The organism is Kordiimonas aestuarii (assembly GCF_025574465.1).
Classification (GTDB): domain Bacteria; phylum Pseudomonadota; class Alphaproteobacteria; order Sphingomonadales; family Kordiimonadaceae; genus Kordiimonas; species Kordiimonas aestuarii.
The window spans coordinates 1-16039 of record NZ_JAOBPP010000018.1 but is presented as its reverse complement, the minus strand read 5'-3'; the positions used below and the strand labels follow the sequence as shown (position 1 = coordinate 16039).

General features: G+C 55.4%; 12 protein-coding genes. 9 read left to right on the top strand and 3 right to left on the bottom strand.

What is annotated here, in order from left to right; genetic code table 11:
- Nucleotides 1-225: 225 nt before the first annotated feature.
- The 5 genes from OEU85_RS06165 (at nucleotide 226) to mmsB (ending at nucleotide 7886) form a co-directional block, all read left to right on the top strand.
- Complete coding sequence (locus OEU85_RS06165) at nucleotides 226-1731, top strand: CoA-acylating methylmalonate-semialdehyde dehydrogenase (RefSeq protein WP_262690579.1); 1506 nt, start codon at nucleotides 226-228, stop codon at nucleotides 1729-1731.
- 137 nt (nucleotides 1732-1868) lie between these two features.
- Nucleotides 1869-4676, top strand: a complete 2808-nt coding sequence (locus OEU85_RS06160; RefSeq protein ID WP_394805387.1) for a M16 family metallopeptidase — start codon at nucleotides 1869-1871, stop codon at nucleotides 4674-4676.
- Between the two features lie 92 nt (nucleotides 4677-4768).
- Nucleotides 4769-5908: an acyl-CoA dehydrogenase family protein gene (locus OEU85_RS06155; RefSeq protein ID WP_262690577.1), complete on the top strand. Its 1140-nt coding sequence runs from the start codon at nucleotides 4769-4771 to the stop codon at nucleotides 5906-5908.
- A gap of 5 nt (nucleotides 5909-5913) precedes the next feature.
- Nucleotides 5914-6966, top strand: a complete 1053-nt coding sequence (locus tag OEU85_RS06150; RefSeq protein WP_262690576.1) for an enoyl-CoA hydratase/isomerase family protein — start codon at nucleotides 5914-5916, stop codon at nucleotides 6964-6966.
- 26 nt (nucleotides 6967-6992) lie between these two features.
- Nucleotides 6993-7886 carry a 3-hydroxyisobutyrate dehydrogenase gene (gene mmsB, locus OEU85_RS06145; protein WP_262690575.1) on the top strand — a complete coding sequence of 298 codons (894 nt, stop codon included), beginning with the start codon at nucleotides 6993-6995 and terminating at the stop codon, nucleotides 7884-7886.
- Between the two features lie 73 nt (nucleotides 7887-7959).
- On the opposite strand, the gene OEU85_RS06140 is transcribed toward mmsB, so the two are convergent.
- Nucleotides 7960-8682 carry a response regulator transcription factor gene (locus OEU85_RS06140; RefSeq protein WP_262690574.1) on the bottom strand — a complete coding sequence of 241 codons (723 nt, stop codon included), beginning with the start codon at nucleotides 8680-8682 and terminating at the stop codon, nucleotides 7960-7962.
- A 291-nt stretch (nucleotides 8683-8973) separates the two neighbouring features.
- Between OEU85_RS06140 and OEU85_RS06135 the strand changes: the two genes are divergently transcribed.
- The 4 genes from OEU85_RS06135 (at nucleotide 8974) to astB (ending at nucleotide 14202) form a co-directional block, all read left to right on the top strand.
- Entirely contained in the window at nucleotides 8974-10233 is a 1260-nt protein-coding gene (locus OEU85_RS06135) for a hydrolase (protein WP_262690573.1), read from the top strand.
- Between the two features lie 109 nt (nucleotides 10234-10342).
- Complete coding sequence (locus tag OEU85_RS06130; RefSeq protein ID WP_262690572.1) at nucleotides 10343-11389, top strand: arginine N-succinyltransferase; 1047 nt, start codon at nucleotides 10343-10345, stop codon at nucleotides 11387-11389.
- Nucleotides 11390-11392: 3 nt separating this feature from the next.
- Nucleotides 11393-12868: a succinylglutamate-semialdehyde dehydrogenase gene (gene astD / locus OEU85_RS06125; RefSeq protein ID WP_262690571.1), complete on the top strand. Its 1476-nt coding sequence runs from the start codon at nucleotides 11393-11395 to the stop codon at nucleotides 12866-12868.
- Entirely contained in the window at nucleotides 12868-14202 is a 1335-nt protein-coding gene (gene astB / locus OEU85_RS06120) for an N-succinylarginine dihydrolase (RefSeq protein ID WP_394805392.1), read from the top strand. The genes astD and astB overlap by 1 nt, the downstream gene beginning before the upstream one ends.
- Nucleotides 14203-14216: 14 nt before the next feature.
- On the opposite strand, the gene OEU85_RS06115 is transcribed toward astB, so the two are convergent.
- Nucleotides 14217-14819 carry a PAS domain-containing protein gene (locus OEU85_RS06115; RefSeq protein ID WP_262690569.1) on the bottom strand — a complete coding sequence of 201 codons (603 nt, stop codon included), beginning with the start codon at nucleotides 14817-14819 and terminating at the stop codon, nucleotides 14217-14219.
- A 372-nt stretch (nucleotides 14820-15191) separates the two neighbouring features.
- Nucleotides 15192-15967, bottom strand: a protein-coding gene (locus tag OEU85_RS06110; protein ID WP_262689381.1) for an IS5 family transposase whose coding sequence is annotated in 2 segments (ribosomal slippage) — nucleotides 15192-15652 and nucleotides 15652-15967 — 777 coding nt in all. Because the reading frame shifts where the segments join, the coding sequence is not laid out codon by codon here.
- Nucleotides 15968-16039 lie beyond the last annotated feature (72 nt).

The window sequence follows — 16039 nt, the reverse complement described above, 5'->3', positions numbered from 1 at the left end:
TTATATAACTAATTGTGAAACAGGCCTGGTTGCATATGAACGATGAGGAATCGTGGTTTTGGCGCCATCTTTTATATATGTGCAAAAATACACAAAAACTGCTGCAAAACTTCTTGATGACCTGCAAATTCGCATGACGTATGCTGCGCTCGACTTTGGGTGGAGTGCGATGGGTGAGCGGGAAGGAAGCTCGCCACGTCAGATTTAAATTTGGAGGATTTCTCAATGTACGAACGTCATCATTATATTGGCGGTAAAGCTGTGGACGGCACTAGTGGCCGTTTTGGTCCGATCTACAACCCGTCCACGGGTGAAGAGGCCGGTAAGGTCGCGCTAGCCAGCAAAGGCGAAGTTGAAAATGCTATTGCGGCAGCCGAAGCCGCATTCCCGGAATGGTCCACTACGTCGGTTGTCAAGCGCGCGCGGGTACTGCAAAACCTTGTGCATATCCTGTACCGCGAAAAAGATAAACTGGCCGAGGCTCTGTCTGCTGAGCATGGCAAGGTTTTCTCGGACTCGCAGGGCGACGTGCAGCGTGGTCTTGAAGTGGCTGAGTTTGCCCAGGGCATCCCACACCTGATCAAGGGTGAGTATTCCGATAATGTCGCAACCGGGATTGATGTCTATTCCATGCGAAAGCCGCTTGGCGTTGTGGCAGGTATCACGCCGTTCAACTTTCCGGCGATGATTCCGCTGTGGATGAGCTGTGTGGCGATCGCATGCGGTAACACTTATGTGCTGAAGCCATCTGAAAAAGACCCGTCCGTGCCGCTGATGCTGGCTGAATGCTGGAAAGAAGCAGGCCTGCCAGACGGCGTTTTCAACGTCGTCAATGGCGACAAGGAAGCGGTTGATACGGTTTGTACCGACCCAAGGGTGAAGGCCGTATCCTTCGTGGGGTCCACCCCGATTGCACAATATGTATACGCAACAGCCACAGCCCACGGCAAACGCTGTCAGGCCATGGGTGGTGCCAAAAACCACATGATCATCATGCCAGACGCTGACCTTGACCAGGTTGCGGACGCGCTTATTGGCGCGGCCTACGGTTCTGCGGGCGAGCGTTGCATGGCGATTTCTGTGGCTGTTCCGGTTGGTAAGGCTGTGGCCGACAAAATGGTTGAAATGCTGAAGCCGCGGGTCGAAGCGCTCAAGGTTGGTCACGCCATGGACCCACAGGCTGAAATGGGCCCGCTGGTGACGGCAGACCACATGAAAAAGGTCCGTGGGTATCTTGATCTGGCTGAGCAGGAAGGCGCTGAGGTCGTCGTTGATGGCCGTACCTTCAAATACAATATGCAGGGTTACGAGAACGGCTACTACATGGGCGGATCGCTGTTTGACAATGTCAAACCAGAGATGCGCACCTATAAGGAAGAGATATTTGGCCCGACACTGCAGATTGTCCGCGCTGAAACCTTCGATGAAGCGGCAAGCCTGCCGTCGATCCACGAGTTTGGTAACGGGACAAGCATCTTTACCCGTGATGGTGATACCGCGCGCGAATATGTGAACCGTGTTGAAGTGGGCATGGTTGGCGTAAACGTGCCGATCCCCGTGCCGCTCGCATTCCATACCTTTGGCGGCTGGAAAAATTCTGCCTTCGGTGACATGAACCAGCACGGCATGGAAGGGGTGCGTTTCTACACCAAAACCAAGACCGTGACCTCGCGTTGGCCGACCGGTATTCGTTCTGGCGCAGAATTTGTAATTCCGACGCTGAACGGCTAAATTGCGGAACCCGGAAGGCACAAGCTTTCCGGGTTCATCCGTTGCGGGGGCACAATAAGAATAGTCTTAAGTATTCAGCGCCTTTGCGACGATTTTTGTGGTGGGGAATTTGCGCCCACCCTTTATGACGCGGGGAGATGATTCTCATGAAGATCAGAAATTTGTTCCTAGGGGCAGTGGCAGTGACCGCCCTTGCGGCATGCCAGCCTGAACAATCGGCCAGCCACAAGGCCAAAGACAAAAGCACCGTCGAGGCGTCAGGCCTCGATATGGAAGTGCATATTCCGTACGAGAAGTTCACACTGGGCAACGGCCTGCGCGTGATCGTGCACGAAGACCGCAAGGCGCCGATTGTGGCCGTCAGCGTCTGGTATCATGTGGGTTCAAAAGACGAACCTGAAGGCAAGACAGGCTTCGCGCACCTTTTTGAACACCTGATGTTCAATGGGTCCGAGAACTATAACGACGAATATTTCAAGCCGTTCGAAGAAGTTGGCACCACCAACATGAACGGCACCACATGGTTTGACCGTACCAACTATTTCCAGAACGTGCCCACGCCGGCGCTTGATATGGCGCTGTGGATGGAATCAGACCGCATGGGCCATCTCTTGGGTGCTGTCACGCAGGAGAAGCTGGATGAGCAGCGTGGTGTCGTGCAAAACGAGAAGCGCCAAGGCGACAACCAGCCATATGGGCTTGTCGAATACCGCCAGCTTGAAGGTTTGTTCCCTGTTGGTCACCCTTACCGCCATTCGACTATCGGTTCGATGGAAGATCTGGACGCCGCGTCGCTGGATGATGTGAAAGGCTGGTTCAAGGAATATTATGGTGCCGCCAACACTGTTGTTGTGCTCGCGGGCGACATTGATGCTGAAACGGCCAAGCCGCTGATGGAAAAATACTTTGGTGACATTGAGGCTGGTCCCGCGCTCAAGCAGCATAAGGCGTGGGTACCGACACGCACCAACAACACCATTGAAGAAATGGTTGACCAAAGCGCGCCGCAGCGTCGCATCTACCGCGACTGGGCGGTGGCACCGCGCACGTCAGACGATGCACCAATGATGTTCCTCGCTGCTGAAGTGCTGGGCGGCGGCAAAAATTCCCGCCTATATCAGGCGCTTGTGTACAAGAATCAGCTTGCGGTGAACGTGAATGTCTCGATGCAGCCGTTTGAACTGGCGTCCATGTTCGAGATTGATGTGACGCTTAAGCCGGACGCCGATGAGAAGAAAGCCGAGCATCTGATCAACGAGGTAATGAGCGATTACCTTGAAAATGGCCCAACGTCCGATGAACTGGCGCGCGCGAAAGCCAGCATCCTTGCTAGCCAGGTTCGCGGGCTTGAACAAATTGGCGGATTCGGCGGCAAGGCAACTGCGCTTGCACGGTCCGAGCTTTATGCCGGCGACCCGGGGCATTACGCCAGGCAGGTTGAAGAACTGAATACCGCCTCGGCTGACGCAGTGAAAGCCGCGTCGAACAAATGGCTGGGGCAGGGCTATTACCAACTGACGGTTCGTCCTTACCCGAAGTATGAAACGGTTGTGTCAAGTGTTGACCGCTCAACCGGCATTCCAACCGTTGGCGAAATGCCAGATCTTACGTTCCCTGCCATTGAGGAAGGTGAACTTGAAAATGGCATGAAAGTGGTCCTTGCCACGCGCTCAACCGTGCCAGTTGTTAACATTGCGCTGCAGTTTGACGCGGGTTACGCAGGCGATATTGGTCGTCCGCTGGGCACGTCGAGCTTTGCGCTCAACATGATGGATGAGGGCACCGAAAGCCGCTCCGCGCTTGAGATATCTGCTGAGTCAGAGAAGCTCGGCGCCAACATCTCAACCGGATCAAATCTTGACATGAGCACCGCGACGCTTTCGGCACTCAAGCCGAAGCTTGATCAGTCCCTCGCGCTCTTTGCTGACATTGTCCGCAATCCGGCCTTTGATCAGGAAGAGATGGACCGACTGCGCCAGCGCTGGATCGCAACCATTGCACAGGAAAAAGCACAGCCGGTACAGCTTGCGCTGCGCACTTTGCCGCCACTTCTCTATGGTGAGGACCACGCTTACGGCATCCCATACACCGGGTCCGGTACGGAAGCGGCCATTGAAGATCTGACCCGTGATGACCTTGTTAAGTTCCACACGGATTGGATCAGGCCAGACAATGCCACGGTCTTCGTCGTCGGCGATATTACGATGGATGAAGCGATCCCTGCGCTGAACAAAGCGTTTGGGGACTGGACAGCGCCTGAAAGCGCGATGCCGACGAAAAACATCGCCGAGGTCGCAATGCCGGAAAAAGGCCGCGTCATCATTATGAACAAGCCAGGTTCCCCACAGTCGCTGATCCTGGGTGGGCACTTGTTCCCGTCCACCGGTGACGAGGCGTACCTGACACAGGAAATGATGAACAGCATCCTTGGTGGTGAGTTCACCGCACGGGTGAACATGAACCTGCGTGAGGACAAGGGCTGGGCCTATGGTGCTTACACCTTCACGACCGATGCCCGCGGCCAGCGCATGTGGCTGGTCTATGCCCCTGTGCAAACGGACAAAACCAAAGAGTCGCTCGCCGAACTTGAAAAAGAATTCGCGGACTATCTTGGCGGCCGTCCGGCCACACAGGATGAACTGGGCCGTATGGTGAAAAACCAGACGAACAGCTTGCCCGGGCAGTTTGAAACCTCGGGTTCTGTGCTCGGCAGTCTCTTGTCGAACCAGCGTTTTGGCCGGTCGAACGACTATGTGCCAAGCCTGAAAGAGAAATATCAGGCGCTGAACATTGATGCCATCAAGGCTCAGGCGAATGCGACTATCAAGCCAGAAAAAATACTGTGGCTGGTAGTTGGTGACCGCGCGCAGATCGAGGAAGGCATTCGTTCGCTAAACCTCGGCGAGGTTGAAGTATGGGACCAGAACGGTAACCGCCTCGACTGATAAAAGCATGACGGTGGGTGACATTGGTGACCCACCGTTGCCGCCACTTGGGCTGGCGGTCTGTACATAATATTTAACCCAAGGGGGTCGTCTTGGACTTTTCACTGAATGAAGACCAGCGTGCCATTCAGGACATGGCGCGTTCTTTCACGGCCGACATGATCACGCCAAATGCACATGTCTGGGATGAGGACAAGGTTTGGCCGCGTGATGTGGCGAAAGCCGCCGGTGAGCTGGGTTTTGGTAGCATATATGTGTCGGAAGAGGCCGGGGGCTGCGGCCTGAGCCGGGTTGAAAGTGTGCTGATTTTTGAGCAACTCTCCAAGGGCTGCCCGTCAACTGCCGCGATGATCTCCATCCATAATATGGCGACATGGATGATTGATTGTTTCGGCAATGACGACCAGCGTGAACGTTTTGTGGGTGAGCTGGCAATGCTTGAAAAAATGGCAAGTTATTGCCTCACGGAACCGGGCGCAGGCTCGGACGCCGCCAGCCTGAAGGCCAGGGCGGTGCGTGACGGTGACGATTATATCCTTAATGGTGCCAAGGCTTTCATCTCCGGCGGCGGCGAAAGTGATGTGTATGTGGTAATGGCTCGCACGTCTGATGACGGTGCCAAGGGCATCAGCTGTTTTATCGTCGAGAAAGACACGCCGGGCCTGTCGTTCGGTGCGCAGGAAAAGAAAATGGGTTGGCATAGCCAGCCTACCGCTGCTGTGATGTTTGATGATTGCCGCATCCCGGCCAGCAACCTCGTGGGCGAAGAAGGGCAGGGCTTCAAGATCGCCATGCAGGGCCTTGACGGTGGCCGTTTGAACATCGCGGCCTGCTCCCTTGGCGGTGCACAGCGTGCATTTGAAGAAGCGGTGACCTACACCAAGGACCGCAAGCAGTTCGGCAAGGCAATCGCTGACTTTCAGGCCACGCAGTTCCGCCTCGCTGATATGGCGACGGAGCTTGAGGCTGCGCGTCTGCTTCTTTATTCCGCCGCGCAGAAGGTGAGCAATAAAGCGTCCGATGCCGCAAGTGCTGCTGCCATGGCCAAACGCTTTGTGACCGATACTGGCTTTGATGTGACGAACGCGGCGCTGCAGTTACATGGCGGATACGGCTATTTGCAGGATTATCCCATTGAACGCATTTTGCGCGACCTTCGGGTGCACCAGATACTTGAAGGCACAAACGAGATTATGCGCGTGGTCATTTCCCGCGCGCTGTTGAAGGACTGATTTGTATGACTGACCCTGAAGTACTGTTTGAAACCCGCGGCAATATCGGCCTGATTACGCTCAATCGCCCCAAGGCGCTCAACAGCCTGACGCACGGCATGTGTGTTGAGGTAAAGCGCCTGCTTGACGAATGGGCGATGAAGCCGTCTGTGCAGGCTGTTGTCGTTGTTGGTGCGGGCGACAAAGCATTTTGTGCTGGCGGTGACGTGGTGAAGGTCACTAGATCTTACAAGGCGGGCACAACAGAGTGGCGTGACTTCTTCCACGACGAATATCTGATGAATATCGCCATCGCGGAATTCCCCAAGCCTTACATCAGCCTTGTGGACGGTATCGCCATGGGCGGTGGTGTCGGGGTTTCTATCCCTGGTGACCTTTGGGTCGCGACCGAGAAAACCCTGTTCGCGATGCCTGAGACCGGCCTTGGCCTGTTCCCGGATGTGGGTGGTGGTTGGTTCCTGCCGCGCCTGCCGGGTGAGACGGGCATGTTCCTCGCTCTCACCGGTGCCCGTATCAAGGCACCTGATCTCTATGCGCTTGGTATCGCAAGTCACGTGGTGGCTTCTGAGAACGTTGATGATGTCATCGCTGCCTTTGCGAGTTCAGAGATCAAGACTGTTGACGATGCGCGCGCTGTGCTGGACCGCTTCCATGCCGACCCGGAGCCTGCGCCCCTTGCCGAGGTGATGGACGATATTGACAGTGCTTTCGCGGGCGTGCGCATGGAGGAGATTGTGCATACGCTGGAGCTCAACGAGGACGAATGGTCACAAAAGCAATTCAAGATATTGATGAGCAAATCACCCACCAGCCTCAAGCTTACATTCGCACAGCTTCGCCGTGGTGAAGCGCTCGATAATTTCCGTGACAATATGCGCATGGAATATCGCATGGTGACCCACGTTATGCAGGGGAATGACTTTTATGAAGGGGTGCGCGCCATTCTTATAGACAAGGACAATGCCCCGGTCTGGAATCCAAGCGCACTTGATCGTGTATCGGACGACGACATCGCAGCCTATTTTGAGAATCTTGGCTCACAAGAGCTGGATATATGAGTTTTTATTCGGGAGGGAAGAATAACATGGCACAAACAATCGCATTCATCGGCCTTGGCAACATGGGCCTGCCCATGTCTAAAAACCTGCTGGGCGCGGGCTTTCGCGTCTACGGTTATGACCTGTCGGCCAACGCGCTTGAGGCCTTCTCGGAGGCCAGCGGCAAGCCGTTTACGAATGTGGGTGAGGCCGTGAAAGCTGCAGATGTGGTTGTCACCATGTTGCCATCTGGCGCCATTGTAAAAGGTGTTTACGAGGGCGAGGACGGGGTTTTCGCCAACGCGAAAGAGGGTGCATTGTTGATTGACAGTTCCACCATTGATGTTGATACCGCTCGCGTTGTTGCACAGTCCGCTGCGGATAAAGGTTTCGCTATGGTCGACGCTCCGGTTTCCGGTGGCGTGGGCGGCGCAGCTGCTGGAACGCTTGCTTTTATGGTGGGAGGCAGTGAAGAGGCCTTTGAACGTGCAAAGCCAGTGCTTGAACCCATGGCAGGCAAGATCGTGCATTGTGGGCAAAGCGGCAATGGCCAGGCGGCGAAGGTGTGCAACAACATGCTGCTCGCTGTTTCCATGATCGGAGTGTCGGAGGCCTTCAATCTCGGCCGTGCATTGGGGCTTGATGATCAGGTGTTCTTTGATGTGGCGTCCAACGCAAGCGGCCAGTGCTGGTCACTGACATCCTACTGCCCGGTGCCGGGTCCGGTGCCAGCCTCGCCTGCCAATAATGATTATAAGCCCGGTTTCGCAACAGCTTTGATGCTGAAGGATTTGCGCCTTGCCATGCAGGCTGTTCGTTCGTCAGGTGCTAATACGCCGATGGGTGCCCGCGCGGCCGAGATATATACAGAAATGGATGACGCAGGCCACGGTGGGGTGGATTTCTCCGGTGTGCTCAAACACTTGACGGGCGCGCTGTAGGCTGCGGCGGTTTCGAACAAATAAGAAAGGCTGCCACAGGCAGCCTTTCCTTTAATTCAAAACATTGTGTCAGTTAGCTTGCCGTCGCGTACATCCAGTCACTGCGGGCGGCGGGTTTTGGGCTTGCGTTTCCCACAGCGCCATAGCGGATAACCGCTTGTGTACGGTTGGAAACACCCAACACCTTGAAGATGGCATGCATATGCGCTTTTACGGTGCCTTCGGCAATTGAGAGCCTTGCTGCGATCTCTTTGTTGGGAAGGCCATCGGCAGCCATCGCAAGAATTTGTTTCTGGCGGTAGGACAGACGACCGAGGTCAACACCTTCAATGGCTGAGCGACTGGGGGCCGTATTGTCGCGAAAGCGTTCAAACTCGTGCTTCAGCGCACCGCGAACATCGGGGCGGGAAGGTTTGTTCGCGACGGAACCAAAACCGTCAAGCGGCAGTTTAAGCGCACGGCGGATGGCGGTTACCATCTGCCCGACGCTGGCGTTCCTTAGCACGGTGACCATATTGCCTGTGTCACCGACATTCTGGCCCTCACGGTCCATGATGGCGACCAAAGCAGCGTCGGGGTATAGGCGCTGCACAAGGCGCAGGCAATCAGCGCCATCACTACCAAGGCTTGATGGGTGGACGACGACCAGGGACAACTTGTCGTGGCTCGCGGTTTTGGCCAGAAACTCATGTTGGCTTCCAGCTTCCATAATCTCGCCGAAGTTACTGGATACCGAAATTACTTCCTTCAGGGAAAGCCGGATCAGTTCCTCACCGTCTACTATTAGAGCTTTCATTTTACGCATCCTCGCTGTTGATTTTAGTCCCGTCGACCTTTTCGGTTCTTCCTTAGGACAATTCGACAAAGCTACCTCCTCATGCTTCTTTTGTGTTTTTGTGAAAAAAGATTAGCAACAAAGTGGTTGAACTTTGGTCGAATGCGGTGAGGCGAGTGGCCGATGCGGTGAAATCTTGCGGTTTCCACCGGTTTACCTCGTAAGTTTAGCTGCGCTTGACGCGGGCGTGGCGGTCTCGTACTCCTCAAGGCTACACATGCCCGGAATCATACGCGACGACAGGAAGCTTTCATGTCTTCAACCTTTGCCCGCCTGACCGAAAACGATGCTGTAAAAGCGGCGCTCGCGAATATAGACGCGCGCCAGCAGTGCATGGTCGATATGGTGCTTGAGTGGTCTCGCGTAAATAGTGGGAGCAGGAACCTTGCCGGTCTTGACGAGATGGAAAAAAAAGTACTGGACGCATTCAAGGTTCTCGAACCCGAAGTGGAACTGATCGACCTTGACGACGGTGAAGCTGTGAACGAAGCGGGGGAACTGGTCACAATAAAAAACGGGCGTACCATTCGCCTGTTCAAGCGGCCGGGCGCCAATCGCCGGGTCTTGATGACAGGACATACAGACACGGTCTTCGCCAAAGATCACAAGTTTCAAGAGCCCGTCTGGCTGGACGGCGACACGATCAACGGCCCCGGTGTTGCCGACATGAAAGGCGGTATTCTCGTTATTTTGAATGCGCTGCGCGCATTTGAGGAAACACCACTTGCCGAGCATGTCGGTTGGGAAATTCTGTTGTCACCTGACGAGGAAACCGGCTCGCTCGCCAGTGCAAAAATCCTGGCAGATCGCGCCAAAGCGGCGGATATCGGGCTAACATACGAACCTGCGTTGGCGGATGGCACGCTTGCGGGGGCTCGCAAGGGCAGTGGCAACTATACACTCGTGGTGCGTGGCAAGGCGGCCCACGCGGGGCGGGAGTTTCACAACGGTCGCAATGCGGTTGTCGCGCTGTCCAGTATGGTAACGGCACTTGCATCGCTCACGGGCGAGCGCGAGGAAATGACGGTGAACCCGGCCGTGATAAGGGGCGGGGTGGCGCCAAACGTGGTGCCGGATATGGCATGGTGCCGGTTTAATGTGCGGCTGAAAGAGCCTGAACACGCTGAGTATTTTGAACGCAAGGTTGGTGAGATTGTTGCCACATGGGACGGTGTTGACGGCTATAGCGTCACTCTGCATGGGGGCATCAACCGCCCGCCCAAGGCGCTGTCTGATGCCAACATCATGCTGATGGAGGCGATCAAGGCGTGTGGAGGCGAACTGGGCATCAAGGTTGACTATGTGCCGACGGGTGGCTGCTGCGAAGGCAATAACCTTGCCGCTGCCGGCCTGCCAAATGTGGATACGCTGGGTGTGCGGGGCGGCATGATCCATAGTGCAGATGAATTTGTTTGCGTGGACAGCTTCAAAGAAAGAGCTAAGCTGTCTGCATTGATTCTTATGGCCTTTGCAAGCGGACAGCTTGACGACGTTATAAAGGCCAAGGGATGAGGCGCGCAGGAGGAGACTAGAGGCGCGTTTTCACTCCCTTCATGGCCGTGCGGCCATGAGGCAACCGGGGCCCTCACATGCTGCCCGGATCTAAAATGAGGATTAACTCATGTTTGTGGTGCGACCAGCACGATTGCAAGATCTTGATGGATTGCAGGCGCTTGCCCGGAAAACGGGAACCGGCCTGACAACACTACCTGATCACCGACCCACGTTAGAAGAAAAAATCAAGGCATCGATCAAAGCCTTTGACGCGCCGCCGGGCGTGACAGAACAGCTCAGCTATCTTCTGATTTTGGAAGACCTCGAGACTGGTAAAGTCATAGGGACAAGTGCGCTGATTGTAGGCCTTGGGCTCGACAAACCTTTCTACAGCTACCGGCTGTTGCATGTGACGCAGGTTAGTCATGAACCCGAAATGCGGGTTGATACCGAGCTGATGCAGCTAACCAACGATTTTGTCGGCGCGACCGAGGTAGCGACCCTGTTTCTGGATCCAGACTGCCGGATCGGCAAGCTGGGCAAGCTGCTGTCAAAAGCGCGTTATCTGATGATGGCTGCGCACCCTGAGCGCTTTTCCAATCAGGTTATCGCGGAAATACGTGGCTGGGTGGATGATGACCATAACTCGCCGTTCTGGGAGGCAATCGGGCGCCACTTCTTTGGCATGAGCTTTAAAGATGCCGATGAGATCAATGGCCGTGGCAACAGCCAGTTCATTGCTGACCTTATGCCAAAATTCCCAATCTACACTTCCCTTCTGCCGGATGCCGCCCGCGCGGTTATTGGTAAACCCCATGACGGTGCGCGCCCGGCTATTCACCTGTTGGAAAAAGAGGGTTTCCGTTTTTCCGGTGCAGTCGACATCTTTGATGGTGGGCCGGAAATGGAGGTGCACAAGCGTGATATCTGGACAGCGCGCGAAAGCATTGAAACCACAGTCGGTGGGATCGTGGATGGTGAACGCCACGACCCGGTACATCTTGTTGCCAATCCGTCCATCGATAACTTCCGGGTTGTGCTGACCCATGTGGTTGAAGGTTCAAGTGGTGTCTGGCTGCCACGTAAAGCCGCCGATGCGCTTGAGCTCAAGGAAGGCGATGTCATCCGTTATAGCCCGGTGGAGCAGCCCAAACCCACCGAGAGTGAGGAATAAAAAATGACGCATTATATTGCAGGTGAATGGCTCCCGGGATTGGGGGAGGAATTTCGTTCGACCGACCCATCGTCTGGCAAGGCGATCTGGTCCGGTCATGAAGCAACAGCTGCGCAGGTGGAGGACGCGGTGCGCGCCGCCGGTGCTGCATTTGAAAGCTGGGTCATGACGGCGTTTGACGACCGGGTTAAAATTATCCGCCGTTATGCTGAGCTGCTGGTGGAACGAAGAGGCGAACTCGCCAAGCTGGTCGCACAGGATGCAGGTAAAACCCTTTGGGATGCCACTGGCGAAGCCACTGCGATGGCCAACAAGGTTGAAATCTCGCTTACAGCCTATGCTGAACGCACCGGATTCAAGGAGGCCGTTAATGGCGCCATCCGGTCCAAGCTTGCGCACCGGGCGCATGGCGTCATGGCGGTCTTCGGCCCCTATAACTTCCCCGGCCATTTGCCAAACGGCCATATTGTGCCTGCGTTGATCGCGGGCAATACCGTGGTTTTCAAACCCAGTGAGCTGACCCCGGCCGTGGCAGAATTCATGGCCAAAACTTGGGCGGACGCAGGTTTGCCCAAAGGCGTGTTGAACCTCGTGCAGGGTGGCCGAGAGACGGGCGCGGCACTTGCGGCGGCTAAAGGTATTGACGGACTTCTCTTTACCGGCAGCGCACGCACAGGGCTTGCCATTTCACGTCAGCTTGTAGAGCGACCTGAGGTCATTCAGGCGCTAGAGATGGGTGGGAACAACCCATTGATTGTCCACAAAGTTGAGGACAAGCAGGCGGCAGCTCTCATCACCGTGTTATCGGCCTTTATCAGTTCTGGCCAGCGATGCACTTGTGCCCGCCGCCTGATCGTGCCTGAAGGCACAGAAGGTGATATCTTCGTGAACAGCCTCGCAGAGGTGATGGACGCTATCACCGTGGGTGCATGGGATGATGAGGAGCAGGCCTTCATGGGCCCTCTCATCGGGCCACGCGCCGCAGCTGCTGTTTTGAAGGTACAGCAGGACCTCATCGCGAGTGGCGGTGTGCCAATTCGCCAATGCGAGAAGCTTGGCCGAGGTGACGCTTTCATAACACCGGGGTTGATGGACGTGACAAACGTCAAGGATCGCCCGGACGAAGAGGTGTTCGGACCGTTTCTCCAGCTTATCCGCGTGGCAGATTTTGACGCCGCCATCAGGGAAGCAAACAACACTCGTTTTGGCCTTGCGTCGGGACTGCTGTCGGATAGTCGCGCACTTTACGACGCTTTTTACCCACGGGCAAAAGCCGGTATTGTAAATTGGAACCAGCAGCTTACCGGCGCTGCGTCCACGGCACCATTTGGCGGTGTCGGCCTTTCAGGCAATCACCGGCCAAGCGCGTATTATGCCGCGGACTACTGTGCCTACGGCGTGGCCACCATGGAGCAGGCCGAGGGCAAGGTTGCAGTGGGCGCTTTGCCTGCAGGTCTCAAGCTTAAGGGAGACAAATGATGGCGTGGCGTGAAGCAAATTTTGACGGCATTGTGGGCCCGACCCATAACTATGCTGGCCTTTCCTATGGTAATGTGGCGTCAGCCAGCAACAAGGGAGACATCGCCAACCCCCGCGAAGGCGCGCTTCAGGGGCTTGAGAAGGCCCAACACCTCATGAGCCTTGGCATGACACAGGGGGTGCTGCCGCCACATGACAGGCCGAGCCTCAGGGCTTTAAGGGCGCACGGCTTTACGGGCAGTGACCGCGAGATGCTCGCCAAGGCCTGGGAGGCCAGTCCGGCGCTTGTGGCGAATGTCACATCCTCTGCAACTATGTGGACAGCAAATGCCGCCACTATATCTCCCTCTGCGGATACGGCTGATGGACGAACCCATTTCACTCCGGCCAACCTTGCTGCGATGTATCATCGGTCTGTCGAATGGCCGGTAACGGCACGCGTGCTTAAGGCGATATTCCCGGAAGGAGACCGGTTCGCGCACCATAACGCCCTTGAAGGCGGCACTCATATGGGTGATGAAGGTGCAGCGAACCATAACCGCTTTTGCGCTGACTATGGTGACACTGGTGTGGCGCTTTTTGTGTATGGCCGGGGCGCGTTCGAGAAGGCAGATGACCTTATCTATCCAGGGCGGCAAACGCTAGAGGCAAGCCGCGCGGTTGCGCGCCAGCATGGGCTGACGCCCAAAAAAACATTGTTTGTGCGGCAGAACCCGGCGGCGATTAACGCCGGCGCCTTTCACAACGATGTGGTGGCGGTATCGAACAAAGATGTGTTTTTTTACCATGAAGACGCTTTTGTAAACCCGGACCAGCTCGAGCGGGACATCAAGGGCGCCATGGGCGACATACGGATGCACTTTGTGCGCGTGCCGCGCGCGCTCGTGCCTCTTGCCGATGCTGTGAAAAGCTATCTGTTCAATAGCCAGCTTATATCAACGCCAAACCGCGAAGGCATGACACTTATTTTGCCAAGCGAGGTGGCTGAGATGCGCTCAACCAAGGCGTATGTCGAAGAGTTGACAGGAAGCGGTGAGCTGATCAGCCATGCCGACTATCTTGATGTGCGCCAAAGCATGCGCAATGGCGGTGGTCCGGCCTGCCTGCGCCTGCGTGTTGCATTGTCTGACGACGACATGGGCGCCATCGGGGCCAATGCTGTACTGCATGAAGGCCTTGTCTCTACCTTGCAGGCATGGGTGAATAACCATTACCGGGACCGGGTGACACCCGATGATCTTGGGGACCCGATGCTAATGGAGGAAAGTTTTGCAGCTCTGGACGAGCTAACCCAAATTCTGAAACTGGGTAGTATTTACGACTTTCAGCAGTAGGTAGGGTTCTTAATCTAGGAGCTTTGCGGGGCGTCGGCATTGTCGTTGGCGCCCCCGTCGCTGGTGTCGGGTACACCAGCGCCGATGTCAAAGAAGTGGCGTTCCACGAGCTTTGCTTTTTTGAAGTCAACCTTGCCAAATTCGTCTTCCAATTGTTTGCCTTCAATGACGAAACCGGTGCCAACGAAATACCGAACGTTGTGAAACGGGTCGAGGAGCGGCATTTGTACGGTGCGGTAAACAAAGGGTTTATCGGCGAAATTGATCATGGACCGCGTGATGAATCCGGCACACGGCTGATCCCTGAGTAGCTGATAATAGTTGCGTTCGTCGGCGACCAGTTCCGGCGGTGTCATATCGAAAATATTTTTACCGGTCATATCCAGGCCAATCAGGCGGTCCAGTACGGTGCCCGCTTGCACAACGACAAGCGCGTCATTGCCATACCATTCACTGAGAAAAACTTCGGGAAGTGAGCCATTAATTCGAGCAGAGGAGAAGTCTGAACGTTTCGGACAAACAAGCCCTTCGGGACGCGGTAGGTTGAGCCAGAAGCGGACAAGCTCCTGCGTCGCTTTCGAATGATACAGCGTTTCAAGCACGTTTTTCATCGACATCGTGGCCTTCACATTGTCTCCACTTCAAGGCCAAGATTATTTGGCTGTCGTGTGAACTTTATGTGCCAGCGGCCAACCGGGTTATCTATATTTCCGGGCCGTGGGCTGGAAACGGGCTTTCTGCCGCTGTTCTGGGGAACAGAATAGACAAACGAGGGTGCGCCATAGTGCTGGCATTTTTCTTTATGGGTTGAATATTTAGACATGTCCGCAACTTTAGCAACCCCCGATAATGGAGAGCGATCGCTTAACGCCGCCTAATATGACAAATTACGGGGGCTGCTAAGCGGGATGAGGCGCCTGACGATGCTTGTATGACAGCCGACTGAAATGATAAGCATAGAAATTGAGGGCGGGAATTTGTCGAACGGTTTAGGTCGTAGACTCATAATTTTTCAACCAGATACAGACTGAAGCCAGTTTTACAGCGGCGAGGAAATTCTCCGGGTTTTTGTCATAGCGCGTTGCAATGCCCCGATAGTGCTTGAGCTTATTGAAGAAACGCTCGACGAGATTACGGTGTCGGTACAGCCATTTACTGAAGGTAAAGGACTGCTTGCGGTTGGCTTTTGGCGGAATATTGGCCCAAGCTCTGCGCGCTGTGGTGAAGGCACGAAGCGCGTCGGTATCATAGGCTTTGTCAGCGAGCAAGATCGCTTCCTCCTTGATGTCCTCAATCAGATCAAGGGCCGGTTTGCTGTCGTGGGTCTGTCCAGCAGTCAGCGAAAGCCTGATCGGCAGACCATCCGCATCGACGAGGGCGTGGATTTTGGTGGTCAGTCCACCCCGGGAACGGCCCATGCAGCCATCGTCCTGATCCCCCTTTTTGCCGTGGCCCCTTGTTGATGCACACGGACACAGCTGCTGTCGATCATAATGATGTCACCGTCATGGGCTTTGCTCACCGCCTCGAACAGTCGGTCCCACACCCCGGCCTTGCGCCAGCGGACAAACCGGTTGTAGCAGGTGGTGTAGGGACCATATCTTTCGGGAATGTCTGCCCACGGCGTTCCCGCCCGAAAGCGCCACAAGATGCCGTTGATCACCCGGCGGTCATCCACCCTAGGCACCCCGCGCGGCTTGTTCGGCAGCAAAGGCTCTATGATCGACCATTCATAATCTGTCAGTTCATACCGGCGGCGGCGCATCAAAACCTCCTCAATGATTTGAGAAGCGTTGAATCATATCTTCGCCTGTTTGGGAATCCCTTTTATGAGTTT

Bases quoted from the DNA above. Each gene is read 5' to 3' on its own strand.
- OEU85_RS06160 (WP_394805387.1), top strand. From the start codon at position 1,869: ATGATTCTCATGAAGATCAGAAATTTGTTCCTAGGGGCAGTGGCAGTG.
- OEU85_RS06130 (WP_262690572.1), top strand. From the start codon at position 10,343: ATGTTTGTGGTGCGACCAGCACGATTGCAAGATCTTGATGGATTGCAG.
- OEU85_RS06115 (WP_262690569.1), bottom strand. From the start codon at position 14,819: ATGTCGATGAAAAACGTGCTTGAAACGCTGTATCATTCGAAAGCGACG.
- OEU85_RS06135 (WP_262690573.1), top strand. From the start codon at position 8,974: ATGTCTTCAACCTTTGCCCGCCTGACCGAAAACGATGCTGTAAAAGCG.
- OEU85_RS06140 (WP_262690574.1), bottom strand. From the start codon at position 8,682: ATGAAAGCTCTAATAGTAGACGGTGAGGAACTGATCCGGCTTTCCCTG.
- astB (WP_394805392.1), top strand. From the start codon at position 12,868: ATGGCGTGGCGTGAAGCAAATTTTGACGGCATTGTGGGCCCGACCCAT.
- OEU85_RS06150 (WP_262690576.1), top strand. From the start codon at position 5,914: ATGACTGACCCTGAAGTACTGTTTGAAACCCGCGGCAATATCGGCCTG.
- astD (WP_262690571.1), top strand. From the start codon at position 11,393: ATGACGCATTATATTGCAGGTGAATGGCTCCCGGGATTGGGGGAGGAA.
- mmsB (WP_262690575.1), top strand. From the start codon at position 6,993: ATGGCACAAACAATCGCATTCATCGGCCTTGGCAACATGGGCCTGCCC.
- OEU85_RS06165 (WP_262690579.1), top strand. From the start codon at position 226: ATGTACGAACGTCATCATTATATTGGCGGTAAAGCTGTGGACGGCACT.